Origin of the sequence: Cupriavidus consociatus, assembly GCF_017814975.1 — a bacterium.
In the GTDB taxonomy this organism is placed as follows: Bacteria; Pseudomonadota; Gammaproteobacteria; order Burkholderiales; family Burkholderiaceae; genus Cupriavidus; species Cupriavidus consociatus.
Window position 1 is genome coordinate 612987 of sequence record NZ_JAGIQA010000001.1, and the last position, 25059, is coordinate 638045.

Annotated in this window: 26 protein-coding genes; 17 read left to right on the forward strand and 9 right to left on the reverse strand. The window is 65.6% G+C overall.

What is annotated here, in order from left to right; translation table 11 throughout:
- The first annotated feature begins 182 nt into the window (after positions 1–182).
- A complete protein-coding gene (locus J8I82_RS02780) occupies positions 183–593 on the forward strand; it encodes a DUF1801 domain-containing protein (RefSeq protein ID WP_209754300.1) in 411 nt (136 codons plus the stop codon).
- Here J8I82_RS02780 and J8I82_RS02785 read toward each other — a convergent pair.
- Together J8I82_RS02785 and J8I82_RS02790 are read right to left on the reverse strand one after the other, a co-directional pair.
- Positions 590–1924, reverse strand: a complete 1335-nt coding sequence (locus J8I82_RS02785) for a type II toxin-antitoxin system HipA family toxin (protein ID WP_209754301.1) — start codon at positions 1922–1924, stop codon at positions 590–592. The two genes, J8I82_RS02780 and J8I82_RS02785, sit on opposite strands and share 4 nt — an antisense overlap.
- Positions 1925–1926: 2 nt before the next feature.
- On the reverse strand, positions 1927–2310 hold the full coding sequence (locus J8I82_RS02790) for a helix-turn-helix transcriptional regulator (RefSeq protein ID WP_209754302.1): 384 nt from the start codon (positions 2308–2310) through the stop codon (positions 1927–1929).
- A gap of 268 nt (positions 2311–2578) precedes the next feature.
- Here J8I82_RS02790 and J8I82_RS02795 point away from each other — a divergent pair, with 268 nt between their 5' ends.
- The 5 genes from J8I82_RS02795 (at position 2579) to J8I82_RS02815 (ending at position 7136) form a co-directional block, all read left to right on the forward strand.
- Entirely contained in the window at positions 2579–3547 is a 969-nt protein-coding gene (locus J8I82_RS02795) for a Bug family tripartite tricarboxylate transporter substrate binding protein (protein WP_209754303.1), read from the forward strand.
- Entirely contained in the window at positions 3547–4854 is a 1308-nt protein-coding gene (locus J8I82_RS02800) for a 3-isopropylmalate dehydratase large subunit (RefSeq protein ID WP_209754416.1), read from the forward strand. Before J8I82_RS02795 ends, J8I82_RS02800 begins: the two co-directional genes overlap by 1 nt.
- The gene (locus tag J8I82_RS02805) at positions 4851–5393 is read left to right on the forward strand and encodes a LeuD/DmdB family oxidoreductase small subunit (protein WP_209754304.1); all 543 of its coding nucleotides are present in this window, start codon (positions 4851–4853) and stop codon (positions 5391–5393) included. Before J8I82_RS02800 ends, J8I82_RS02805 begins: the two co-directional genes overlap by 4 nt.
- Positions 5390–6244 (forward strand): isocitrate lyase/PEP mutase family protein, encoded by an 855-nt coding sequence (locus J8I82_RS02810; RefSeq protein WP_209754305.1) that lies wholly within the window; start codon positions 5390–5392, stop codon positions 6242–6244. The genes J8I82_RS02805 and J8I82_RS02810 overlap by 4 nt, the downstream gene beginning before the upstream one ends.
- Positions 6245–6323: 79 nt before the next feature.
- A complete protein-coding gene (locus tag J8I82_RS02815; protein WP_209754306.1) occupies positions 6324–7136 on the forward strand; it encodes a GntR family transcriptional regulator in 813 nt (270 codons plus the stop codon).
- A 246-nt stretch (positions 7137–7382) separates the two neighbouring features.
- Here J8I82_RS02815 and J8I82_RS02820 read toward each other — a convergent pair whose 3' ends face one another.
- Together J8I82_RS02820 and J8I82_RS02825 are read right to left on the reverse strand one after the other, a co-directional pair.
- The gene (locus tag J8I82_RS02820) at positions 7383–8390 is read right to left on the reverse strand and encodes a bestrophin family protein (protein WP_209754307.1); all 1008 of its coding nucleotides are present in this window, start codon (positions 8388–8390) and stop codon (positions 7383–7385) included.
- Between the two features lie 110 nt (positions 8391–8500).
- Positions 8501–12418, reverse strand: coding sequence for an ATP-binding protein (locus tag J8I82_RS02825; protein WP_209754308.1), 3918 nt, complete (start codon positions 12416–12418; stop codon positions 8501–8503).
- A 258-nt stretch (positions 12419–12676) separates the two neighbouring features.
- Here J8I82_RS02825 and J8I82_RS02830 point away from each other — a divergent pair, with 258 nt between their 5' ends.
- Both J8I82_RS02830 and J8I82_RS39015 read left to right on the forward strand, forming a co-directional pair.
- Entirely contained in the window at positions 12677–14050 is a 1374-nt protein-coding gene (locus J8I82_RS02830) for a tetratricopeptide repeat protein (protein ID WP_209754309.1), read from the forward strand.
- Between the two features lie 16 nt (positions 14051–14066).
- Positions 14067–14204 (forward strand): hypothetical protein, encoded by a 138-nt coding sequence (locus J8I82_RS39015; protein ID WP_209754310.1) that lies wholly within the window; start codon positions 14067–14069, stop codon positions 14202–14204.
- On the opposite strand, the gene J8I82_RS02840 is transcribed toward J8I82_RS39015, so the two are convergent.
- Complete coding sequence (locus tag J8I82_RS02840) at positions 14189–14557, reverse strand: hypothetical protein (RefSeq protein ID WP_245179313.1); 369 nt, start codon at positions 14555–14557, stop codon at positions 14189–14191. The genes J8I82_RS39015 and J8I82_RS02840 overlap by 16 nt on opposite strands.
- A gap of 992 nt (positions 14558–15549) precedes the next feature.
- Between J8I82_RS02840 and J8I82_RS02845 the strand changes: the two genes are divergently transcribed.
- The 4 genes from J8I82_RS02845 to J8I82_RS02860 all read left to right on the forward strand — a co-directional run bounded on the left by J8I82_RS02845 (position 15550) and on the right by J8I82_RS02860 (position 17662).
- Positions 15550–16380, forward strand: coding sequence for an alpha/beta fold hydrolase (locus J8I82_RS02845; RefSeq protein ID WP_209754311.1), 831 nt, complete (start codon positions 15550–15552; stop codon positions 16378–16380).
- A 58-nt stretch (positions 16381–16438) separates the two neighbouring features.
- The gene (locus J8I82_RS02850; protein ID WP_245179314.1) at positions 16439–16600 is read left to right on the forward strand and encodes a hypothetical protein; all 162 of its coding nucleotides are present in this window, start codon (positions 16439–16441) and stop codon (positions 16598–16600) included.
- A 167-nt stretch (positions 16601–16767) separates the two neighbouring features.
- Positions 16768–16998, forward strand: coding sequence for a hypothetical protein (locus J8I82_RS02855; RefSeq protein WP_209754312.1), 231 nt, complete (start codon positions 16768–16770; stop codon positions 16996–16998).
- A 121-nt stretch (positions 16999–17119) separates the two neighbouring features.
- Positions 17120–17662, forward strand: coding sequence for a hemerythrin domain-containing protein (locus J8I82_RS02860; protein ID WP_209754313.1), 543 nt, complete (start codon positions 17120–17122; stop codon positions 17660–17662).
- A 6-nt stretch (positions 17663–17668) separates the two neighbouring features.
- On the opposite strand, the gene J8I82_RS02865 is transcribed toward J8I82_RS02860, so the two are convergent.
- Positions 17669–17977, reverse strand: a complete 309-nt coding sequence (locus J8I82_RS02865; RefSeq protein ID WP_209754314.1) for an EthD family reductase — start codon at positions 17975–17977, stop codon at positions 17669–17671.
- Positions 17978–18121: 144 nt separating this feature from the next.
- Positions 18122–18412 (reverse strand): hypothetical protein, encoded by a 291-nt coding sequence (locus tag J8I82_RS02870; protein ID WP_209754315.1) that lies wholly within the window; start codon positions 18410–18412, stop codon positions 18122–18124.
- A 199-nt stretch (positions 18413–18611) separates the two neighbouring features.
- On the opposite strand from J8I82_RS02870, the gene J8I82_RS02875 reads away from it, so the two are divergent.
- Positions 18612–18836, forward strand: coding sequence for a DUF2188 domain-containing protein (locus J8I82_RS02875; protein WP_209754316.1), 225 nt, complete (start codon positions 18612–18614; stop codon positions 18834–18836).
- Positions 18837–19047: 211 nt separating this feature from the next.
- Positions 19048–19794, forward strand: coding sequence for an oxygen-binding di-iron domain-containing protein (locus tag J8I82_RS02880; RefSeq protein WP_209754317.1), 747 nt, complete (start codon positions 19048–19050; stop codon positions 19792–19794).
- Between the two features lie 96 nt (positions 19795–19890).
- Here J8I82_RS02880 and J8I82_RS02885 read toward each other — a convergent pair whose 3' ends face one another.
- Positions 19891–21042 carry a citrate/2-methylcitrate synthase gene (locus J8I82_RS02885; RefSeq protein ID WP_245179315.1) on the reverse strand — a complete coding sequence of 384 codons (1152 nt, stop codon included), beginning with the start codon at positions 21040–21042 and terminating at the stop codon, positions 19891–19893.
- A 118-nt stretch (positions 21043–21160) separates the two neighbouring features.
- Here J8I82_RS02885 and J8I82_RS02890 point away from each other — a divergent pair, with 118 nt between their 5' ends.
- The 3 genes from J8I82_RS02890 to J8I82_RS02900 all read left to right on the forward strand — a co-directional run bounded on the left by J8I82_RS02890 (position 21161) and on the right by J8I82_RS02900 (position 24069).
- Complete coding sequence (locus tag J8I82_RS02890; RefSeq protein ID WP_209754318.1) at positions 21161–22114, forward strand: 2-hydroxyacid dehydrogenase; 954 nt, start codon at positions 21161–21163, stop codon at positions 22112–22114.
- 137 nt (positions 22115–22251) lie between these two features.
- Positions 22252–23010: an SDR family oxidoreductase gene (locus J8I82_RS02895; protein WP_209754319.1), complete on the forward strand. Its 759-nt coding sequence runs from the start codon at positions 22252–22254 to the stop codon at positions 23008–23010.
- Between the two features lie 84 nt (positions 23011–23094).
- Entirely contained in the window at positions 23095–24069 is a 975-nt protein-coding gene (locus J8I82_RS02900; protein ID WP_209754320.1) for a Bug family tripartite tricarboxylate transporter substrate binding protein, read from the forward strand.
- Between the two features lie 139 nt (positions 24070–24208).
- On the opposite strand, the gene J8I82_RS02905 is transcribed toward J8I82_RS02900, so the two are convergent.
- Positions 24209–25027 (reverse strand): enoyl-CoA hydratase, encoded by an 819-nt coding sequence (locus tag J8I82_RS02905; RefSeq protein WP_209754321.1) that lies wholly within the window; start codon positions 25025–25027, stop codon positions 24209–24211.
- Positions 25028–25059 lie beyond the last annotated feature (32 nt).

Below are 25059 nucleotides of genomic sequence, written 5' to 3' on the forward strand. Positions count from 1 at the left end.
ACTATTAGAGGCAGATTTGGGCGGCGTGGCAAGGTGAGGGCGGTGGTGGCGCGGTAGTGGCGCGGTAGTGGCGCGGTAGTGGCGCGGTAGTGGCGCGGTAGTGGCGATACAGGGCAGGGTTCGGCACAATGCAGGGCCGGCCATGTGTCGCGGGCACGGCATCCGCTTGAGGAGCAACCGCCATGAAGAAGAGCGAAATGCAGGAAAGCAGGCAGGACAGCATTCCGGCTTCCGAACTGATCGATGCCAGGATCCGCGAGCTCGACGACTGGCGCGGCCAGATGCTCGGCCGGCTGCGCGCGCTGGTCAGGGAAGCCGATCCCGAAGTCGTCGAGGAATGGAAATGGCGCGGCGTCCCGGTCTGGTCGCACGACGGCATCGTCTGCACCGGCGAGACCTACAAGAACGTGGTCAAGATGACCTTCGCCAAGGGCGCGGCGGTGGCCGACCCTGCCGGCCTGTTCAACGCCAGCCTGGAGGGCAACACCCGGCGCGCCATCGATTTCCAGGAAGGGGACGGGATCGACGAGAAAGCGCTGAAGGCGCTGGTCCGCGCCGCCGTGGCGCTGAACCAGTCCAAACGCCGGCGCTAGCCTCGGGCGGCGAGGCGCCGCTGCTGCCGGCGCATGCCATCGAAGATCGCATCGGCCAGGTCCATGGGGAATTCCGGCGGCAGTGCTGAAGCGGCGGTGTCGATGGCCCGGCTGGCCTGCGACACGACCTCGTCGAGCATCGACTCGACATCGTCGGGCGGGAAGCCGATGCGCTGTCCCTGGGCAACCCAGTGCCGCCGCTGGATTTCCTGGATGGCGTAGTGCGAATTCTTGCCGTGCAACGCCATCGCCAGCCGGGCCCGTTGCGGCGCCACCTGGTTCTTGCCTTTGCCGATGATCGGGTGCGCGGACAGGATGTCGTACAGCGGCGTCGCTTCATAGCGGCTGCCCGGCAGATGGCTGATGCTGAAGTTCTTGCCATGGCCATCGGTGGCCGCGAGCACCCAGAAAACGATCTGCGCGAGGAAGAAGTTGCGGCGATCGGACAGCGCCGAGCGCGAGCCGGAGAGGATCTCGGAGATCTGCTGGATGCCAGGCCCGCCGTCCGACTCGTATTTCTGCAATGCCGACGTCCCGGTGGCCTGGCACATGTCTTCCTGCGGCAGGCGCAGCAGCCAGGAACCGTCGGCCGAGGGCTTGCGGTCGAAGCGTTCGACCACCAGTGCCTTGATATCCCCAAAGCGCGCGATCTCGCAGGCAGCGACCGGCAAGCCAAAGGCGGCGACGATCCTGGCGCAGAGCCATTCGTTTTCCACCGAGGTCCGCATGTCGGCGCGCATATTGCCCACCAGCCCCATCGGCAGCTTGAAGATATGCGTGGTAGGCGTACTGCCTTGCGGCAACAGCCATTGTCCGTCCCAGCGCAGCAGCGCGGTCTTCTCCTGCGCGCCGGCGATGGACAGGCGCAGGTCATCGATGGGCTCGCGCAGCCCGAGCACGGGCTCGGCCGTGGCTTCGTGCAGCAGGGTGGCGATCTCCGTCTCGGACAGCGGGCGGCCCTGGACGCGCTTCAATGCCATCGGCGCTTCCTGCGCCGGCAGCATCTGGAGGGCACCGGCGCAATCGCGGCCGAGCTTGGCCAGCAGCGCGAAGGCGTCGGTCCCGCCGGTCTGGTACCGGGCCGCGATGCGCCGCCTGATGGCATCGCTGTCGGGCAGCAGGTTGTCGAAATAGTTGGCGACTGCCGGCCCACGGTGTGGCTGGTTGCCTGGCGTAAAGGGCAAGGACAGGGACAGTGGCCGGCCTTGCGGGTCGGCAATCCAGTCATCGCGATAGGCCAGCCGGTCGCCGGCGGGTGTGGTTTCCCAGTGACCCACCGGCAATCCGTTCATCCACAGGTCGAGACGCTTCGCTTGCGTGCCGCGCGCCATGGCTACCAGTCCTCCCGCTGTGCCTTGGTGGTCTTGCGGGCGGGGCGGCTTGCCTTGTCGCCAGCGAGTTGTTTCGGCCTTTCAGTCGTCGTTGTCTTGCGGGCAGCCTTGTTTGCCGGCAGGGAGACGGGACTTGTCTCCTGCACAGGCTCCGGCTGCACCTGCATATCAAGGGCAGGGGAGAGGACCATCTCCACGCCGAGCACGCGCAGTGCCTTGAACAGCCGCTCGACGCTGGCCGTGGCAGGGTTGGCTTCCAGTTCGGCGTAGGTTTGCTGCCTGACGCCCAGGTAGGCCGCCATATTGGCCTGCGTCAGGCCCCTGGATTTCCTGAAGCCCTGGAGGATCGGGCGCAACTGGGTGAGGGTATGGATGGGATATTGCATAGCGCACCTGCCGTCCCCGGATGGCTGGCCGTGGGTCTGTGGATGACATACAGGATATAGCCTGTTTTGGTATTTTACAAGCTGTAGCCTGTAATATGAAAATACAGGATATGGGCTGTATCTGGGAAAAACAGGAAATCGCCTGTAGAAGCCGCACTGGCCCATAAGTGGTCCCTAGGATAGGACCACCCGGTTCCATTGAACGCACCTGCCCCCGGGCATAGAGTCCACTTCACCCGAAGTAGCTAGAACAGCGGTGGAGACCGACATGCCTTTCAGCAAAAGACAGTTCCTGGCCAGTGCCGCGCTGGCCGTCCTGGCCTCGATGGCCCCGGCAGTGCACGCTGCAACCGACAAGCCGATCACGATCGTGGTCGGCAGCCCGGCCGGTGGCACTACCGACGCGCTGGCGCGCCTGATCGCCCGTTCGATGGGTGAAACGCTGCAACGCAGCGTGGTGGTGGACAACAAGCCCGGCGCCGGCGGCAATATCGCCGCGCAGTATGTTGCGCGCAGCACGCCGGACGGCACCACGCTGCTGATGAGCTTTACGGGCCATACCATCAACGCCTCGCTCTACAAGAACCTGCCGTTCGACCCGGTCAGGGACTTCACGCCGATCTCGATGGTCGCGCGGGTGCCGAGCGTGCTGGTGGCACGCAAGAATGCGCCGTTCGACAATACTGCCGGCCTGATCGACTATGCCAGGCGCAATCCTGGCAAGCTGAGCTTTGCCATCGGCGCGCAAGGGTCGTCGCTGCACCTCGCCAGCGAGCAGTTCAAGCTGCAGACCGGCACCGACATCCTGAACATTCCCTACAAGGGCACCAATCCCGCGCTGACCGACCTGCTGGCCGGCACCGTGGACCTGATGTTCGCCAGTACCGTCAACGTGCTGCCGCATGCGAAGTCCGGCGCGCTCAAGATACTGGGCGTCAGCAGCAAGCAGCCGCTGCCGCAGTTCCAGGGCGTGCCCACCATCGGCAGCACCGTAAAGGGCTTCGAGTCGTCGGCGTGGTTCGGGCTGTTCGGGCCGGCCAAGCTGCCGCAGGCAACCACTGACCAGCTGTATCGGGCGGTGAAGATCGCGGTGGAGGATCCCGCGTACAAGCAGCGCATGGAAACCGAGGCCGCCAGCGCGGTCAGCATGACGCCGCAGGCGTTCGCGCAGTTTGTCCGCGGCGATATCCAGCACTGGGCCAAGGTGATCCAGGCATCGGGCACGCGGGTGGAATGATGACGCAGGTGTCCGCACAGGCCGCGCCACCGGCCATGCCCCAGACGCTCGCCCAGAAACTGCTGGCCCGCGCGGCCGGCCGTGCGCATGTCACGCCGGGCGAGATCGTCACCTGCCGTGTCGACCTGGCCATGATGCATGACTCAGGCGGCCCGCGACGCGTCAAGCCGCTGCTGGAGAAAATCGGCGCCCGGGTCTGGGACCCGTCCAGGGTGGTGGTGGTCACAGATCACTACGTGCCGGCCCATGACGCCGACAGCCGCAAGATCGTGCAGATCGCGCGCGACTGGGTCAGGGAGGAGGGCGTGGCGCGCTTCCATGACATGGAGGGCATCTGCCATGTCGTGGTACCGCAGAAGGGCTACCTGCGTCCCGGCATGATGGCGGTGGGCGGCGACAGCCACTCGTCGACGGGTGGGGCGTTTGGCGCGTACATGTTCGGCATCGGTGCGACGGAGATGCTGGGCGTACTGGTCACCGGCGAGATCTGGGTGCGCGTGCCGCAGACCATCCGCATGCAATGGCATGGCAAGCTGCGCGCCGGCGTGTCGGCGAAGGACATGATGCTGCGCATGTGCACGCAGTTCGGGATGGACGGGGGCCAGTACCAGGCGGTCGAATATGCCGGCGCCGCCGTGTCGGCGTTGTCGATGCAGGAGCGGATGACGCTGTCGAACATGACTGCCGAACTTGGCGGCCAGGCAGGCCTGGTGGCGCCCGACCCGGTTACGCGCGACTGGCTGCTCGGCGCCGGCGTGGCGCCATCGGACATCGACATCGACAGTTGGCAGTCGGATGCCGGTGCTGCCTGCCTCGCTACGCACGACTTCGACGCCGCATCGCTGGCGCCGCAAGTCTCGCGGCCGCATACCCCGGCCGATGCGGGCGACGTCGACAGCCTGGGCAAGGTGGCGGTCGATATCGCATACATCGGCGCCTGCACCGGCGCCAAGCTCGACGACCTGCGCATGGCGGCGCAGGTGCTGCGCGGGCAGCGCGTGGCGCGCAATATCCGGCTGCTGGTGGCGCCGGCCAGCGCCGCGGACCAGGCGCAGGCCGAGCGCGAGGGCACGCTGGGCGCGCTGGTGGCCGCGGGCGCCGAGCTGCTGCCGAACGCGTGCGGCGCGTGCGCCGGCTATGGCGAGCACCGCTTTGGCGAAGACACCGTGGTGATCAGCACCACCGCACGCAATTTCAAGGGACGCATGGGCGCCGCATCGTCGCAGGTCTATCTCGGTTCGCCGTACACGGTGGCCGCGTCTGCAATCGCCGGCCGAATCGCCGATCCACGGGAGATGCTGTCGTGAACGAGACGCTGACGCCAGCCCCAGGGCGTTTTACCGGTCGCGCCTGGGTGTTCGGCGACGATATCAATACCGACCTGCTCGCGCCCGGCGCCTACATGAAGTACGGCATCGAAGCGCTCGCGCGCCATTGCATGGAACATGTGGATGCCGAGTTTGCTGGCGCGGTGCGGCCCGGCGACATCGTGTTCGGCGGGCGCAATTTCGGCGCGGGATCGTCGCGCGAACAGGCGGTGGAGGTCCTGCGGCACCTGGGCGTGGCAGCCGTGGTTGCGCCGTCGTTCGCCGGGCTGTTCTACCGCAACGGCTTCAACCTGGGCCTGCCGCTGTTCACTTGCCCGGCGCTGCCGCATATCGCGGCCGGCCAGCGCGCCGGTTGCGATATTGCGCGTGCGCAGGTCTTTGTCGAAGGCCTCGCGCCGCTACAATGCGAACCGATTCCGCCGCACCTGGTGGACATGATCCATGACGGCGGCCTCGTGCCGCATCTCGCCCGCAAGATCGCGGCGGGCCAACTTTCCGTGACCAGGATTCCAGCATGACACTGAAGCAACGCCTGCAACAACCCGGCATCGTGACCTCGCCGGGTGTCTACGATGCCTTTTCCGCTCTGCTGGTCGAACAGGCCGGCTTCCAGGCCGCCTATCTGTCCGGCGCCAGCATTGCCTATACGCGCTTTGGCCGGCCGGATATCGGCTTCCTGTCGCTCGACGACGTGGCTTCGGTTACCCGTAATATCCGCGAGCGCGTGGCGCTGCCGCTGATCGTCGATGCCGACACCGGCTTCGGCAACGCCCTCAACGTGGTGCAGACCGTACGCGTGCTCGAGCGTGCCGGCGCATCGGCGATCCAGCTGGAAGACCAGGCGATGCCGAAGCGCTGCGGGCACCTCGACGGCAAGTCGGTGATCCCGGCCGCCGAGATGGCGGGCAAGATCCGCGCCGCCTGCGACGCGCGCCGCGATGCGAACACGCTGATCATTGCCCGCACCGACGCCGTGGCGGTGGAGGGCATGGAAGCGGCGCTGGAACGCGCCGAGCGCTACGCCGAGGCCGGCGCCGACCTGCTGTTCGTGGAAGCGCTGCGCAGCCGCGAAGACATGTCGGCGGCCATCGCCAGGCTGGGCCAGCGCGCGCCAATGTTGGCCAATATGGTCGAAGGCGGCAAGACGCCCGTGCTGCCGGCGCCGGAACTGGAGGAGATCGGCTTTCGCGTCGTGATTTTCCCCGGCGGTACCGTGCGGGCGCTGGCCTTTGCGCTGCGCGACTACCTGCAGAGCCTGGGAGCGCACCAGACCACCACACCGTACCTGGACCGGATGCTTTCGTTCCAGGCGCTCAACGAACTGATCGGGACACCTGAAATGCTGGCGCTCGGCAAGCGCTACGAATAGGGGCAGCATCGCTTGTTCAAGTAGCGCCACCGGCGTACCGTGGCAGCAATGCCCCGGTACGCTTGTCAGCCTGTCGCCCATGTCTTTGGATGCCAACCCCGATCTTCCCCGCTTCCAGCAAGTTCGGCTGATCCTGCGCGACCGTATCCGCGGCGGCTACTACGAGACCGGGATGCCGCTACCCGGCGAGCGCCAGCTTGCCGAAGAATTCGGCGTGGCGCGCGTCACCGTACGCTCGGCGCTGGCGCGCCTGGAAGAGGAGGGGATGGTCGCGCGTCTGCGCGGCAAGGGCACCGTGCCGACCTTCCGGCATGCGGCAACCGCCGCCACGGCGGTGCGCGGCGGATTGCTCGACAACATCGTCAGCGTCAGCAAGCGAACCCGCGTCACGGTCCTGGAATGGAAGCGCATGCCGGCTCCCCCGGCGGTCAGCATGGCGCTGGATCTGCCGCCTGGCGCCGCGGTGCTCAAGGTAGTGCGCGTGCGCAAGTTCAAGGCGCAACCGATCGCCTATACCGAAGTCTTTGTGCCCGACGACCTGGCCGGCGCACTCGACCGGCATACGCTGCAGGACACGCCGATGCTGGTGGCGCTGGAGCAGCACGGCGTGCATGTCGTTTCCGCCGACCAGACGCTCGGGGCTGCCGTGGCGGACCTGCAGGTTGCCCGCATCCTGCGCCTTAGTCCCGGGGTGCCGCTGCTGCGCGTTTCGCGCATCGCCACGGATCGGCAAGGCCGGCGCGTGCAATACCTGGTGGGGCTGTATCACCCGGAGCGCTACACCTACCAGATGCGCCTGTCGCGCGTGGGCGGGGCCACGCGTGTCTGGATCGACGCTGATTCGTCAGACGCGGACGCGGCGGGCGGGCGGACGATTTCGCCGCTGGAATAAGGAGGGCGATTTGGCTATAAGCGGACATTACCGCTTTGCCGCTACATCTGTTGTCCAGCCGATTTTGAAAAGTCGTCCTTGGGGGTGCGGACGAAAATTTGGACTACTTGGAGGTAGGTCATGTTTTCGTCCGCACCCCCAAGTACGACATTACTATTTGGGCCTAACATTCAAAAGACGCATAATAAGTGTTATGTTAAATTACCGATGCGCCCGCCGGCAAGACGGCCGCCCAAGCCACTAGCCCTAAAGGACAACACCGTGCTCTGCCGCTGGCCTGGCGATATCGCTCTTTTCGCCAAGCATTCCCATGAGTTCGCGTTCGATTTTCTGGCAGATCTGTGCCATGGGCACGTCGTTGGCATTGCCTTCGAACGGGTTTTCCGTGCTTTCGCCCACTTGCTCCAGTGCGAGGTACATCCACAGGATCATCGTGCTGAACGGAATGACCAGCCAGATCATGTTGCCGTGCATAAACCCTGAAACGCTGGCATTGAGCTTTTCGAACTCCGTGAGCATGCCAAAAGGCAGCAGCAGGCAAAAGGCACGGACAAAGAGCTTGTTGATGACCGCATATTGCCTGGGATAGGGATAGTCCTTGATACGTTCCGCGCGTCCTTGCTGCACGAAAAAGCCTCGGATCGACGCCAGCAGCTCGAGATAAAAGGCGTTGCTGATCTCGCCAGCGTCGAAGAGCCGCTTGATCGTCGCGGATTGCACGCCCAGCAACTGGCTGGTCTTGCTGTCGGCCGGCGCCAGCGAGTCGAGCTCGGCCTGGGACAGGTACCGCGCGAGCGCCGCTTCCAATGGCGTCTCCCACTCCGGGACCCGGTAGTACTTGCGGTACTCCACGTTGGATGCCTTGCCCGAGCTTTCCCAGATCCTCGGGGTCCTTAGCTGGTAGCGCAGCGCCGTCAGCCACGCGCAATGCCGGATAATCAGTTCCCTGGCGCCCGGCTGGCCTGCCAGGAAATCGCGGCTCATCACGCCAATACTCCGGCTGCCATTCAGAATTTCGGTCCAGATCTGATGGGCCTCCAGGGCCCTGCTGTAGGTCTGCACGTTCCTGAAGCCCACGATGAACGAAGTGGCCGTTCCCAGGAGCACCACCACCGAGACCGGAATCGACAGCCATTTCAGTCCGGCGAACTGATAGAAAAAGACCGGCAGCGATGCGCACGCCACCGAGGCATAGAGTTGGCGTCTCGACCAGAACGTGAACTCGGATATTGAGTACGATTTTCCCAGGTGCATGGTGCATGCGCTCTTGGCGGCGTGGCAGGTCCAAGGGCAGAGGATCCGACTGCCGGCCGGCGATCGGGTGAGGCGCCCTCCCCAGCGACAATATACCTGTTAGGGACAGCCTAGTTGCGCCCTTCCCCGAGCCGCTTCAGTGCGGCATCGATGGCCGCCAGGGACGCGAGCAGGCCGGCCGCATGCGCTTCGTCACTGAGCTGGCGCAGGGTTTCGCGAAGCGCCGGCGTGCCGCTGCCCTCCTCTTCCTGTCCGGCGCTGACCAGCGCGCGGCCCCTGCGGATCAGGAAATCACCCCACGCAAACGGCTCGGGCCGCATGTAATCCTGCAGCGCCGCGAGGTACCGACCCGCTTCCTGCCAGCGCCGCAATGATACGGACACGTCGATCGCGGCTTCCAGCAGGTCGACGTGGCAATGGCTGACGCAGCCCTGCGCCAGGATCGCCTCGGCCTGCCGCAAGGCGTCGAGCTGCCGGTCGGGATCGCGTGTGGTGCGTGCCAGGAAACCCAGCACGGTCGGTCCGGAGTAGCGCAGCCCGCTGGCGTGGCTCAGTTGCAGCGCCTCGTCGAGCAGTGCCTCGGCTTCCTGCATCTGGCCGAGCGCGCCGAGGGCGAGGCCAAGCCGCGCCAGCACCTCGGCCTCGAAGCGCCGTGCGCCGAGCCGGCGCGTCAGCGCCAGGGCGAGCCGAGCGTGCGCTTCGGCGTGCTGCCAGTCGCCGGCCAGCTGCGCGGTCGAGGTCATTACGTCACAGGCCAGCATCTCGCTGCGCGCATCGCCGATGCGCCGCGCCAGGCGCAGCCCTGCTTCGCAACTGGCACGCGCAGAATCGAGCTGGTTGAGGAACAGATCCACCGCGCCCACCATCGGCAGGTTGGCACATTCGATGCGGACAAAGCCGTGCGCCCGCGCCAGCTCGACGCAGCGGACAAAGTGCGCATGGGCGGTAATCATGCGGCCTTGCTGGTAGTAGGCATCGCCGAGGCCGCCGAGCGCGCGCGCCTCGCCCAGCACCGATCCGGCTGCGCGCGCATGGCCGAGGGCGCGCTGGTGGGCGGCCAGGCACCGGTCCATGTCGCCCATCGGGAAATAAAGATTGCCGCGCAGCGATTCGATCTCGGCCAGCTGCTCGGACTGGCCCAGCCCTGCGGCGGCCTGCTCGGCCTCGCGCAGCGCTGACAGGGCCTCATCATGGCGGTCGAGCAGGCGCAAGGCAGCCGCCGTGCCCTGCCAGACCCGGGCCTGCTGCGCCGCCCCGCTCGCAAGCGGCTGGGCCTGCCGGAACGCTTGCAGGGATTGCGCGGCCAGGCCCAGGTCCAGCGCCAGCTCGCCATGCAGGCAGGCAAGCGCATGGCGGCAGGCGACATCGCTGTCCAGCCGCTGCGCGCGCTCGACCAGGCGCAGCGCGCGCTCGCCGCGGAAGTGCGCCGCCTCATGCCGTGCCGCAGCAGCATAGGCTTCGGGCGCGCCGGGATCGCCCGCGGCGTCCAGGTGCTCCGCCATCAGTGCCGGGTCCCTGCCCTCGTACCAGGCGGCCGCGCGCCGGTGCAGGTTCTGCCGGCGCGACTTGAGCAGCGACGCGTACACCGCCTCGTGGATCAGCGCGTGCATGAACAGGTAGTCCTCGCCTTCCGGCCGCGTCATGGCGGCCATCACGAGGCGCTCGCACGCATAGGCAGGATCCTGGATCAAGTGCTGCAGCGCGGCCGAGCTGAAGCGCTGGCCCAGCACGGCAGCGGCCTGCAGCGCCTGCCGGTCGATGTTGGAAAAGCGGTCCAGCCGCGCCAGCACGATGCTCTGCAGCGTCCCGGGCAGCTCTTCCATGCCAGCTTCCGCGCCCGCCTCGGCGCCGCGCAGCAGCTGGTCGAGGAACAGCGGATTCCCTTCGGCCCGGCGGATGCAGGAAATGGCCACTGCCGGATCGACCTGCCGGTAGCAGGCGGCCAGTTCGTGCGCCTCGGCATCGTCGAGCGGACCGAGGTCGATGGTGGTCAGCGGCGCGCCCTGGCTGGTCGCGCGCCAGGCCGCATCGACCGGGTCGTGCTCGGGGCGCACGGTCAGTACCAGAACCAGCGCATGGCCGCGCGTCGCGGCCGCCAGCTGCGCCAGGCAATCGAGCACCGTGCGCTCGGCCCAGTGCACGTCTTCGACCACGATCAGCAACGCCCGCGCGGCGCTGCGCCGGGTAGCCAGCGTCACCATCAGCCGCTGCGCGCCACGCTGCCTGCTGGCGGGATCCATCGCGGCCAGCGCGGCGGCGTGCTCGGGGGACTGGGGCAGCCCGAGCATGTCGCGCGCGAACATCAGGTCCTGCTCGGCAAGTTGCCAGGCGGTGAGCGCGCCTTCGAGGGCAGCCGCGTTGCTGCCATTGGCGTCGGCACCCCGCGCGGCGCCCATCAGGCTGTGCGCGAGCATGCGCATGGGATCGCCGCCGCTGCCGGCACCGAAGTCAAGCACCAGGACCCGGTGTGCCTCCAGGCCGCGTTCGCGCGCCAGCGCGACAAAGCGTCCGGCCAGCCGGCTCTTGCCGATGCCGGCCTCGCCGCGGATCAGTACGACGCGGCCATGGCCCGAGCGCAGGCAGCTGTCCGCCACACCGGCCAACTGGGCCAGTTCCGCGTGCCTGCCGACGAAGGCATGCTCGGCCGGGGCCTGTTCCACGCCAAGGAAACGCCGCACACGCCACAGCGGGATTGGCTCGGCTATGCCGGGCAGCACGGCGCGGGCCACGCAATCGGCTTCCAGGCGTCCGGGCAATGCCTGGTAGACCCGGTTGGACACCATCGTGCCGCCAGCCTCGGCGGCTTCCATCGCCTGCAAGGCGACACCGACCGGGCCGCCGGTCAGCGTCATGTTGCTGCCGCCATAAGCCGCCAGCACTTGCCCGCTTGCCAGGCCGACGCGGGCCTGCAGCCGTGACCCGGCGGCACCGGCCAACCCCGCCAATGCTGCATGCAGCGCCCCGGCGGTGTGCAGCGCGCGCTCGGCGTCGTTGCCGTGCGCCACCGGAACGCCAAACACGATGGTCAGCCGGGTGCCGATCTCATCGGTAATGTGGCCGCCACAGGCATCCGCCAGGGCGCGTGCGTGCTGGCGCCAGCAGGTCAGTGCCTGGTGCAGCTGCTCAGGGTCGGGCACGCTGGCGGCGCCCTCCTGCAGGCTGGCCACCAATACCACCGCGTGGCGCAGTTGCGGCTCGGCTGTCAGCGTGGCCGCCACCGTGGCAGCGGGTGAAACCGCGTCCGGTCCGGCTGTTTGCCCGGCGCCGTCGTCACCGCCCAGGCTGTCCGCCGGCTCGCGCCGCGCGCGCAGGATGGCCTGGTACAGCGCATCGGTCTCGGGCTCCGGCGACACGCCGAGCTCGCGCTGCAACGCCGCCCGGCACAGCCGGTATTGCTTGAGTGCCAGGGCCTGCCTGCCCTGCCGCTCATACAGCCGGATCAGCGCCCGGTGCACGCCTTCCTGGAGCGGGTCCAGCGCAAGCAGGCGCGTGGCACTGGCGATGGCAAGGTCTGTCGCGCCAGCCTGTTCATGTTGCCCCAGCAGCTTCGCCAGAGCGTCCAGCGCCATGCCACGCAAACGTTCGCGTTCGATCGCCAGCCAGTGGTCGAAGGCCGGCGCAGCGGCATGAAATCCTTCCAGCAAGTCGCCACGGTACAGGTCCGCCGCGCGGGCCAGAGATGCCGGCGTGGCTTCGCGGGCACACTGCTCGAACTCGCATACATCGACCGCGATCTCGCCCAGCATCACGCAGTCGCCTTCCGCCAGTACCACGTGCTGGCCTTGCGTGCCTGCATCGTCGAGCGCGCGGCGTGCCGCGCTCAGCGCCTGTCGCAGGCTGCTGCGTGCCTGCTCGGCATTGCTTTCGGCCCAGCACAGCGCGGCGAGCTTGTCGCGCGGCTGGGCACGGCCCTGGAGGGCGAGGTAGGCGAGCACGGCGCGCGCCTTGCGCGCCGTCAGCGGAATCGGCGTGCCGTCGGCGGAACTGAGCTGGAAACCGCCGAACAGATCGAGACGGGCGCGGGTCATGGGAGGGAAACTGGCAAGCCCATCCTTTATAGGCCACGGCAAAGGACTACGCTGCGCCCCCCGGCCGCAAAGACAGGTAGCCGTTACTTTCCGGCGCGCGGCAATTTTCACGATTCTTTCACGCCGGACCGCCGGTCCCCTTCACGGCCCCTGCCTAGTATCAGCACAACCCCGGTCGCGCGGCCCCAATTCAGCGCGCAGATAACGGGCTGTTTATCGAGACACGGGCTGTCTCCATCACACTGGAAGGATTGCGTCATGGCACATACTGATTCGCGGAGTGTTTCGGTCTCAAGCACCAACGCCAGCTCGATCGAGCGCTTCGAGGCGGCGCTGGAACTGCTGCATGGCTACTACGGCGACCCGCTCACGGTGATCGATCATGCCCTGGCAGAAGACCCCGGCTTCGTGATGGGGCACGCGCTGCGCGCCGGGATGATGATCACGGCCGGCGACGGCACCGTAGTGCCGCTGCTGCGGGAAAGCGTCGAAGCAGGCGAAGCGCTGTCCGCCGGCGCGAACGAGCGCGAGCGCCGGCATATCGCCGCGGCGCGCGCCTGGCTGGATGGACACTTCACACGCTCGATCCAGCTCTACGGCGACATCGTGATCGACTACCCGCGCGACAGCCTGGCGCTGCAGGTTGCCCATATCGGGGACTTCCTGCTCGGGCAGTCCACCCTGCTGCGCGACCGCATCGCCCAGGTGCTGCCTCACTGGAACACCCGTGTGCCGGGCTTCGGCTATGTGCTCGGCATGCATGCCTTCGGCCTGGAGGAAACGCACCGGTACGAGCAGGCCGAGGAACGCGGCCGCTTCGCGCTGGAACTGAACCCGCGCGATCCCTGGGCGATCCACGCCGTTGCCCACGTGATGGAAATGCAAGGCCGCCAGGACGAAGGCATCGACTGGCTGAGCGGTCGTGCCGGCGACTGGTCGCAGGACAATATGATGGCCGTGCACAACTGGTGGCACCTGGCGCTGTTCCATCTGGAGCTTGGCCATGCCAGGCAGGTGCTCGACATCTACGACGCGCACATCCGCGAGAACCAGTCTTCGGTCGCGCTGGAACTGATCGATGCGTGCGCCATGCTGTGGCGCCTGCACCTGCGCGGCATCGACACAGGCACGCGCTGGAGCGAGCTGGCCGACACCTGGCAGGCCCGCGGCGCGCAAGGGTACTACGCCTTCAACGACACCCATGCGGCGATGGCCTTCCTGTGCGCGGGGCGCGATGACGCGCTCGCCGCCCTGCTTGCCGGCATGCGCGCCGCGGCGGCCGCAGGCGGCTGCAACGCGATGATGACGCGCGAGGTCGGCCTGCCAGTGACCGAGGCTTTGGTCGCCTTCTCGCGGCGCGACTACGATCGCACCATCGAGCTGCTGATGCCGGTACGCCAGATCGCGCACCGCTTCGGGGGCAGCCATGCCCAGCGCGACCTGATCAACCTGACCCTGATCGAGGCGGCGCTGCGCGGCGAGCGCGCCAACCTGGCCTGCGCGCTGGCGGCCGAGCGCATGGAGCTCAAGCCCATGAACACCAGCCTCAGCAAGCTGGTGCAGCGCGCCTCAGCGCTGCAGCGCGAGGCGGTGGACGGCACGCGGGACGCGAATGGCATGAAGGCGGCATAGGGCTGGTGCCGGGCTGGTGGGGCTGGTGGGGCTGGTGGTGCTGGTGGTGCTGGTGGGGCTGGTGGGGCTGGTGGGGCTGGTGGGGCTGGTGGTGCTGGTGGGTAAAACCTTGCCGGTGACGTGGGGCCGCGTCGGCTGCTACGTTTCCTCGTAAGCCACGGTGGCCACGGCACGTCCGCCCGCGGCCACCCCCACCGTCTGCGAGGGCGGCTGTGGCTTGAGGAGCGCGCTGCCCGTCAGCACGTTGGCGGCACTGATGGTATAGCTGCCAGGAGCCAGGCTGGACAGGGTGGACGGCTGGGTCACGGTCTGGCGGAACTCGCCGGGACCCAATACGGTGATGGCCGCCGATGTCCCGGACGGCAGGCCGAAGATGGAGATCGTCAGCGTACCGGTGCCGCTCGCGCCGTCATTGCCCTCGTCGTCCCCACCCCCTCCGCAGGCTGCGATACCAAGGCAGCAGGCGACGAAGAACCGGCAAACCGAGGATCGAAGTGCGAAGGGCATGACACGTTCCTTTCCCGGTTCGGGCACCGCCTGTCGTCCCATCGCGTGATGGCGCGATGCAGTTCACCCGGACAGGGGCACGTAACCTTTCAATTACAGGGCGTGCCCGGGAGGGGCGTCCCGTAACTGGTTATCCCATAACAGGTATTGAGGGGGCCCTCCGCGCTAGCTTCCGGATCGATCGGAAATCTTCCGACCTTGGTGCAACAGAAACGAAACGCCGTCGAAGGTGCCGGGGAATTCGCCACTGCCGGCGAAGCCACGGCAGATCGTTCAGCTGGCATGGGTTGCTCAGGAGCTGGAACGCTCTTCGTCACTTGCGCAGCCTTGGGGGCTGGCGCAGGCGGCGGAAAACTCCTTGTGGCTGGGGAAATCCGGGTGGGTTGCTCCGGCTTTGGGACGCTCTTCGGGGCCGGTGGGGCCTTGATGGCTTGCTCGACGTTCCGGTCCTGTGCGCCGGGAGAGACGCACTGACTGTTCTCGCAGATTCGCTCCCCTTTGCACTGCATATCGTATTGGCATCCAACGGCGCCGGCGAGAGGCGCAAACCCCGCCGCCATGGATATGCCGAGAAGCACGCCTAGCGCTTTCATATCTGGCCCTGGCCCCTTAGCCGTTTGGGCGCCCTTCACGCTTGCTCAAAACGGGCGCTCTTGCGCCAGCCCGAGCCCCCTGGTCCTAAGAGGGCGCCGTTTCTAGTATGGAATGCGCGCGCGCTAAGCGCCACCCTAGCCAGCCGTTTTATTACCGGGGGCAGGCGGAGCAGCCACCGTGGCCATGATGTTCATTCTGCGATCGGCCCTGGCTGTCGCGGGCCCCTGGCATGCTCGGCCTTCTGCTTGAAGAACGCGATCCGCCTGTACCATTTATGTATGCTTTCGCACAGCCTCCTGCCTCCGGAATTGCTGCGCTAACGCTATGGTTCAGCTCAACGGCGCGGTCCTCGCCCCGTTCGACTTCTCCTTCGCACTGCCCTAAACCGGAGAAGCAACATGCCAAACGTGACATCAGACAGTGTTTGCATCCACTACGAGACCAAGGGTCAGGGTTCCCCGGTTCTATTGCTGGCCGGGCTTGCGGGAGTGGGCGCATCCTGGGGGCCACAGATTGATCTGTTTGCCGCGCAACACCAGGTGATCATTCCGGACCACCGGGGAACCGGTGCGTCGGAGCACATCGCGCGCGACATGACGATCCCACAACACGCCCGCGACATGGCGCGGATCATCGAGGCTGTCGGATGCGGACCCGTCCACGTCATCGGTTCTTCAACCGGCGGCGCCATCGCGCAGCTTCTGGCGATCCGTCACCGCGAATTATTACGCAGCGCAACCATCGTCTCCTCGATTGCCCGAGCGGACGCGTTCTACCGTCGCCAATTCGCCATGCGGCAACGCATGCTGATGGATTCCGGCCTGCGCGCTTCAACGGAGGCCAACGCACTGTTCCTGTTCGATGCGCGATTCATGCGCGAACACCCGCAGCAGGTGCAGGCATGGGTAGATGCAACAGCGGCTGGCAAGTTTGAAGCAGAGATCGCGTTTGCCCGGATCGAGATGATCGTCGGTCATGACGCCTTCGAGGATCTTCCTTCTATCTCGACACCGACGCTGGTAGTGGTGGGCGAGCGCGACTTCTGCGCCCCGCCCTACTTCTCAGCGGAGATTGCGGCGCAAATTCCCGGGGCCGAGCTTGTCATGCTGGACGGTGGCCACTTCATCTTCCTCGAGAAGCCGCACCTGCTGCACGACACCATCGAGGCCTTTATCGCCAGGCACGAAGGATCTTCGGTCCCAACCGCTCTCCCCGATCCGGACGCGTAGATCGCTGGCTTGCGCACTCGAATCCTCGGCCAGTTGCGAACGATAGCTGCCGGCCCAGATGGACCTGGCCTTTCGTCCGGACCTGGTGCGCATCGTGATCCTGTCCGTGCTGGTCACGGCGCAAATGGCAAGCGACGGCCGCGCAGACTGGTTCACGGGCACGCAACTTCTGATGGTCTATTTCGCGCTTGCCCTCACCTTCTTCTTCCTGCCGGGATAAGCCACAGGCGCCGGCCGGCGACCGGTGTGTTCTCACCTGCACTCCGTCGGCTAAACACTTACCCTGATTGTCCCGAACAGCAAAATTTTTGTCCCGCGCAGTCAAATGCAGGCGCGGCGATTTCACATACTGCGAGCACCCCTTTCCTGATATTGCGAGTTTTCGTCATGTTCGCTATTGCATGCTGGTTGATTTTTTCCGTTCTGGTTGGCCTTTTTGCCAACGGGCTGGGGCGCTCCGGTGCGGCCTGGACGACGTTCTCGATGATCTTCAGCCCGTCACTTGGCTTGCTTTTTGTAGCCATCCTTGACGAGAAACCGGTCCACGCTCGCGCTGCAAGAAGCCTGGCTCTCAAGCGGCTGCTGGCTATCCGGGTCGGGAAGACTCTGCAGGCTTGAACAGGAATCTTTGACCTGGATCAGGCCCACGCTGCGAGGGAAGACTATTGTTACTGAAATGTTGCAGTTCCGATGAATCCGGACTCAACGATCCCAGTGACCAGTTTCCCTGGAGGGCGCCATGGCCAACCAGCTTGCCGTCTGGCATTCCGACCATATCAATTTCGCCGCACTACTCGACCTGCTGGAAGAGCAGGTGAACGCCTTTTACCGGGACGAGCAGCCAAACTACCGCTTGATGGCCATGATCATCGATTACCTGCGCAGCTATGGCGATTGCGTTCACCACCCTCGGGAGGATGTTGCATACGCCCTGCTCGTCGAGCGATCTCCGGACATGGACATTGTGGTCAGTCGGCTTCTGCAAGAGCATCGCGTCATCGCCGCGGTGGGCGAGGAACTGCTCGGCCGGCTTCGCGAAGCAGAAAGCGACGTCATCACGTCGCGGACGGCGCTCGAAGCCGCCGCCGCCATGTACCTTGCCTACTATCGCAATCATCTCTCCACTGAGGAAAAACAGGTCATGCCGCGTGCCGCGCAACGACTGACCGAAGAAGATTGGGCAGAAGTCTCGGACACCGTTCCGGATGGCTCCGATCCCCTGTTGGGAGACGATGCACAAGAGCGTTTCGCAACGTTGCGCAAACAGATCGCGAGCGCCTGAGAGGCGCTACACCTCTTTGGTGTCGAAGACCAGAAGATCCACGCCTGCCTGTGCAAAATTCGCCAGGTCGGCGGCGGCCGCGGCGCCCTCTGGCGAAGCGAGAGCCTGTTGCAGTGCGCCGAGGGAATCGAAGGTCAGCAACGCTACCAGATGGAAAGGTGATGGCCCGGCTGGCGTCTCCACTGGACTGCTGCTGACCTCGTAAGCTTGCAAGCCTGGCATTTTCCTGGCAATCGGAATGTGCTTCGAGAAGTAGTGCGAGTCAAACGCTGCCTTGTCGGCGGGCATTTTGTACAGTGCGACAAGCTTTGCCATGTTGTTCTTCCGGTTGGTCAGGCGTAGGGACGGATCGAAATGGCTGCGCGCCAAGGCGTGCCCTCGGTCCGATCGATAAGTCGATCCGGTTCTTTGCAGGACCCGCCCGGCTCACTTGCGACCTGCCCTGCTTGCGTGCAGCGCCTATTTGGCGTGCAGGATAACGGTGCCTTCGGAGATAGTCGGCGCGCTTGCGCCCGTAGCGGCTGCGTTCTCGGCAATCCAGTCCCTGGCCTTCTTGACGCTTTCATCCACGCCGGCCTTGTCATTGCAGGTCGTGACGGAGAATCCGCCATCGGTGGTTCGCACCAGCGTATAGCTGACAAAGCCCTGAACCGAGCGCATCAGCGATTCGACTTCCGGTGTGCGCTTTTCCAGCAGGTCAAACAGCGCCTTGGCCCCGCTTCCGGCATAAGTCCTGACAACAGTGTGCATGATCCGGCCCTCCATAAAATGACCCCGGATTTCGCGAAGCCGCGCAGAGAAGGATGTGATGGCACCAGTTTAGGTGTGACGAGAGCCTTTACAAAAAGATGGTCGGGCTACTGCGGCCACATCTCTTTGTCGGACAACGCCTGATACCGGTGCGGTGACGTTGAGCAGACACTGGCTGCACCAACCTCCGGAGACGACCATGCCCGGCAAGAACATCCACGTCGTGCCCACCCATAACGGCTGGGCCGTTGAATCGGAAGGTGGCGCCGGCAGGCAGCAGCGATTCACCTCCATGGACCACGCGATTGCCACCGGCCTGGAGAAGGCCAGGCGTGCAAGGGTGGAACTGCTTATCCACGGCCGGGACCGCCAAATCGTTGAGCGAAGCTCATTTGGCAACGATCCGCGCGACGTCGACGGTTGATTTGCTGCCCTCCCTCCGCGCGCCCTTGCGGGTTGCGAATGATTTTCGCGAGCGCCAGGGATCAGCAACCGCATCGGGCGCCGAAGCGCCACCGCTTCGTCCGCATTGATCCTTCCCTTGACGCTGGGCCTGGATGGCAGACAATCGTCGAACGCACAACGACGAGTTGGCCGAGTCCGGACCACGCAAGTTGCCCAAGGAGGAGCGCGCCATGGCGACCCTGTCCCTCTCCAGCGGTACAGCAATCGACGAGATTGCGGACCGCATCTATCGCATCTCCACGCCGCTCGAGATCCCCGGGGGTGGCGGATTCTCTTTCAACCAGTTCCTGATCGATGACGACGAGCCGCTGTTATTTCATACCGGTCTGCGCAGGCTGTTTCCGGTGGTCAGGGAAGCGGTCGAGCGGATCATGCCTGTCGGTCGCCTGCGCTATGTCGGTTTCTCGCATTTCGAGGCTGACGAATGCGGCGCGCTCAATCAGTTTCTCGCGGCCGCGCCGCGAGCCGAGCCACTGTGCGGCCAGATCGCAGCCATGGTCTCGGTGAGTGACTATGCCGACCGCCCGCCTCGCGCGCTGGATGATGGCGAGACCATCTCGCTCGGGCAGCACAAGGTGAGCTGGCTGGATACACCGCATCTGCCGCACGCATGGGAGTGTGGGTTCCTGATGGAGTGCACGTCAGCGACCCTGCTCTGTGGGGACTTGTTTACCCAGGGCGGCTCGCACCCTGCGCCGCTTACCGAGGGTGACATCCTCGAGCCGAGCGAGGCGTTCCGTCGCAAGATGGACTACTTCTCCCACACCAGGAACGCCCGCGCAATGCTGGAACGCCTCGCTGCACTGCAGCCCACAACGCTCGCCTGCATGCACGGCAGCGCCTGGCGCGGCGACGGCGCGGCCTTGTTGCGCGCGCTCGCCGACAGCGTCGAACGCGACCAGCCTGGCGTAAGTTGACTGGTGGCGCTGCATGACGAAGTGAACGACGACGGCAGCGTGTGTCGCGCGAACGCCGGTGGTTGGTGAATGAGGCGGCCCCGGCGCCGTGGCGACTCAGCCCTCGGCCGCTCTTTCAGGCGTTTTCCCGACATAACGCCCTCTCGGACGTATCACTTGCCCCACACCCGACTGCTCCAGGCTATGTGCCAACAGCCCGATGCTCCGCGCCGTGGCGAACATGCCAAAGGCTGCGTCGTCAGGTAGTCCGTAGTGGGTAACCAGCGCCGCCAGGGCAACGTCGATATTGGGTTGCAAACCGGTCAGGCGAGTCGCTTTCTCGATAAAGCGGGCGATGACTTCCGGGGGATCGAACAGTGCCAGCAACGCGGCCGCGCGCGGATCGCCTTCGGGATAGAGGTGATGCCCGAATCCAGCCAATGGCAAGCCAGCGGACAGGTGGTGGGCGATCACCTGGTCCTCGCCCTGTCGGTCCAGTTCATTGAACAGCGCCTTCACGCGGCCTGAGGCGTCGCCATGCAGCGGACCGGACAGTGTGGTCAGGCCGGACAGAAGGCAGGCCGGCAGGGACGCCCCGGTGGACGCCGCAATGCGCGCGGCAAAGGCGGAACTCGTCAACTCGTGGTCCACCAGCAGCACCATCGCCGTACGCAGGAGGTCAGCCACCTGCGGGGATTGCTTCCACCCTTGCGCAAATCGCAAGTGCAACGGCTGCTGTCCCGCATGCGCGCCGAAGCTATTGGCCAGCTGGCCCACCAGGCTTTGGCATTCGTAGTGCAGGACGCGGGTCATGCGCCCGTGGGTGGAGTGGCCCGTGGCGGCCAGCTCGGCCAGGGCCATGAACGCCGCAACACGCCCCGGCTTGCCGCAGCGGGCAGTCGATGAAAAGTCGACGGGTTGCTCGGCGTTCCAGAGCAAGCGCGCAACGTCTTCCAGGCTGGCCGAGCCGGCCAGCATCACCGCGTCCTGACCGCGGTAGTACAGCCGCTCCCGCACAAAGGTGGAGAGCGCAGTGGGGATGCTGGGCTCCGCCCCGAACAGCGTATTGGCCGCGAGCGTCTCAAACTTGCGCCCGGCCTGCTTGCGCCTGGCCAGGTTCGCCACGTCTTCGGCGCGATACAGGCTGCGCCGTGTGTCCGCGGGGTCGGATGTGACTTCCAGCTTGCCGCGGCTGACGTAGGCATAGATCGTCTGCGGCCTGACGCCAAGGCGCTTGCACGCCTCCTCCATCGATATCCAGGATCCCATGATGACTGGTTTGGCAAATTTATATTGATTTTATATATCAAGATTGCCTACACAATCAACTTATACATACCATGCAGTCAACCTTTTCCTACCTTTGTCAACCTGACTGCATCCGGACATGAAGCCACAGATCCTGCAACTCAATCCCATCCTGATCCCGGCGGCCAATGACGAACTCGCCACACGCTATCGGGTTCACAAATTCTTCGAGATCGCGGACCAGGGCGCGTGGCTGCGGGAGCATGGCGCGGCAATCGAGGCCGTCATCACCGGCGGGCACACCGGGATCTCGCGCGCGATGCTGGAACAGCTGCCGGCGCTGAAGGTGGTGGCCGTCAATGGTGTCGGGACGGATGCGGTGGATCTTGCCTACTGCCGTGAACGCGGCCTGCCAGTCACCGCCACCCTGGGTGCGCTGACAGAAGACGTGGCAGACCTGGCCATCGGCCTGCTGATCGCGGCCTGCCGCAACATCTGCGCCGTCGACCGCTTTGTGCGCGATGGCCAATGGGAGCTGCACCCCCAGCCCAGCGCCATCCCGCTCGCCCGGCGATTCAGCGGCATGCGCGTCGGTATCGCAGGCATGGGGCGAGTCGGCCGCGCGGTCGCAACGCGGGCCGCTGCCTTTGGCTGCGACATCCGCTACACGGACCTGCACCGCATGGACGACGTGCCCTATGCCTTCGTGGCAGATCTGCGCCAGCTTGCGCACGACAGCGATGCCCTGGTGCTGTGCGCGGCTGCCGACAAGGCCGAAGGCATCGTCGATGCCGCGGTGCTGGACGCACTCGGCCCCCGCGGCTATCTGGTCAACGTGGCGCGTGGCCGGCTGGTCAACGAGGCGGATCTCGCCGAAGCCGTCGCCGCCGGCCGGATCGCGGGCGCCGCGCTGGACGTATTCGTAGATGAGCCTCGCGTTCCCCTGACGCTACGCCAGTCCGACCGCACGACGCTGCAGGCCCACCGCGCCAGCGCCACCTGGGAGACCCGTACCGCCATGGCGCAGATGGTGCTCGACAGCGTCGCCCAGGCGCTGGCCGGCAACCGCCCCGTCATGAGCCTGACTACCTGAGCGCGGGCCCATCCCTGACACCGGAATTGACCGGCTTCATTTTCCCACCATCGCCACGCTTGCCCTCCCCGTCTCACGGGCGCGCGGCGCCGTTTCTCACCTGATTTTCGTTCGCCCCTCATTGCAGGAGACCGTCCTTGAACGCTTCCCGAAAGATCGCCCTGGTTACGGGCGCTGGCAGCGGCGTTGGCCGCCTTACCGCGATTGGCTTGCTCGACGACGGCTGGACGGTCGTGCTGGCCGGCCGCCGCGCCACTCCCTTGCAAGCGCTGGCCGCCGAAGCCGCCGCGCGCGGCCAGAGCGCGGTGGCCATGCCTGCAGACGTGACCGACCCGCAGCGCGTGCAGGCCTTGTTCGACGCGATCGAACGCGAGTTCGGGCGACTGGACCTGCTTTTCAATAATGCGGGTGTCAATGCGCCGGCTGTGCCGATGGACGAGCTGCCGCTGGATAACTGGTTCAACGTCATCAATACCAATGTCACCGGCGTCTATCTCTGCGCGCGTGCGGCCTTCGGACTCATGCGCCGTCAATCGCCGCAGGGCGGGCGCATCATCAACAACGGCTCCATCTCGGCGCATACGCCGCGTCCCTTCACGGCGCCCTATACCGCCAGCAAGCACGCCGTCACCGGCCTCACCAAGGCACTGGCGCTGGACGGGCGCGCCTTCAACATCGTTGCCAGCCAGATTGACATCGGCAACGCGTTGACCGACCTGTCCGAGCGCATGACGCGCGGCGTCTTGCAGGCCAACGGAACGATCGCACCCGAGCCCATGATGGACGCCAGCCACGTCGCCAATGCCGTGCGTCATATGGCCTCGCTGCCACTGGACGCCAACGTGCTGACCATGACCGTCATGGCCAGTGCCATGCCCTTCGCCGGGCGCGGCTGACATGGATCCGCACCCTTGCACGCTTTGCAAAGGCGTGCATCCCCAGAGTTGACACGAGTTAACCAGAAACAAACGGAGACAACGATGCAGTTCACTACCCTGATCAAGACCTTGGTCGTCCCCGCCGCGCTGCTCATCGCACCCGGCCTGGCATCGGCACAGAATTACCCCGCGCGACCCGTCACCATCATCGTCCCCGCGCCGGCGGGGGGTGGCATCGACCTGATCGCCCGGATCGTCGGCGAAAAGCTTTCAGTCAGGCTTGGCCAACCGTTCATCGTCGAGAACCGTCCGGGTGCGTCCAACAACCTGGGCACCGCGGTGCTGGCAAACGCCAGGCCCGATGGATATACCATCGGCATCGTGGGCGGCAGCCACAACATCAACAAATTCCTTTTCAGGAACCTGGGGTGGGATCCGCAGAAGAGCTTCGAGCCCATCGTCTACACCCATGAGATCCCGCTGGTGTTTGCGGTCTACCCGAAACTCCCGGTCAAGACGGTACCTGAGCTGGTCACCTGGATGAAGGCGAATCCGGGCGAGGCCAAGGTTGCCACTTCCGGTCGTGGCAGCGCGCAGGAAATGGCCGCCGAAATGTTCCGCATGGTAAGCGGGGCGCCGGTGCTGCTGGTGCCCTACAAGGGGTCGTCCGCCGCCCATCCCGACCTGATCGCCGGACGGACCACGCTCTACATCGATACCATCAGCGCCATCCAGGAGCAGGTCAAGTCGGGCAACGTCCGTGCCATCGCGGTATCCACCCATAGCCGCTCCAAGGCCCTGCCCAATGTGGCAACTGCCGAAGAGCAAGGCCTCAAGGGCTATGACGCCAATACCAACGGCGGCTTCCTGGCCCCCGCGGGAACCCCCAGGGAGATCGTTGCCAGGCTCAATACCGAGATCAATGCCGCGCTGAACTTGCCCGAGGTGCGCGCCAAGCTGGAAGCGGCAGGAATCGAGGTCAAGGGCGGCACGTCACAGGAATACGCGGCCTTGATCAAGTCTGACCTGGCAAAGTGGGGGAAAGTCATCAAGGAAGCGGGAATCCAGCCGGAATAGTGATCGCCCTGAAAAGGGGGTCGCTGGAAGCGTGTCAGTCGTCCTGCTTGCCACGCGTTGCGACATTCAGCGTCGTCAACGCGTGGCCGGCGAAGAAGGGTTGCGCGGTGCACTGTCGCAGCAGAGTGTTTCAGTGCGGTCACTGGCCGGAAAATCTGGCCGGCCTGCGCTCGATGAAATGCGCAACCCCCTCTGTAAAGTCCTCGCTCTGGATGCTTTCGAACATCTCGGCGTTGGCAACCCGCGTGGCCTCGGCCAATGACTGGAACGGTTGCTCCCACAGTTGCCGCTTCATCACGCGGATGGATCGGGGCGAAACGTTCTCGGCGAGGTCGTCGGCATAGTCAAGGGTCGTCGCCATGAGTGTGTCCGCATCGACCACACGGTCGACCAGACCAATCCGCAGCGCCTCGTCGGCCGGAACCTTGCGTGCCGAGTACAGCAGATCGGCAGCATGACCTGGGCCGACCACGCGTGGCAGCAGCCAGGAGATACCGTGCTCGGCAATCAGCCCCCGACGCGCGAACGCGGTGCTGAACGCGGCCCGCGCGCTGGCGAAGCGCATGTCGCTGTACAGCGCGAACACCAGGCCCAGACCCGCCGCGGCACCATTGATTGCCGCGATCACGGGCTTGCGCATGGCCGGGAAATAGCCATAGCGTGTCTGGTAGTCGGCGCGCCGGTTCATGTCGAACGGGCGCATCCACTGGGCGGCGCGGATGTCGCCCGGCGGCAGCACTTCCAGTTCGTTGATGTCCATGCCGGCGCAAAAGCCCTTGCCGGCGCCGGTCAGCACCACCACGCGGACGTTGTCGTCGCGATCGACGGTCTCCATGGCGTCGCGCAATTCGGCCTCCATGACCTTGGTCAGCGCGTTGAGCTTGTCTGGCCGGTTCATGGTGACCACGGCGATGCGCTCGCTTTTTCCTGCGCGAGCAACGGTGACCTGACTGTACATAGTGCGATTCCTTTTGATGTCTTGGCTAGTCT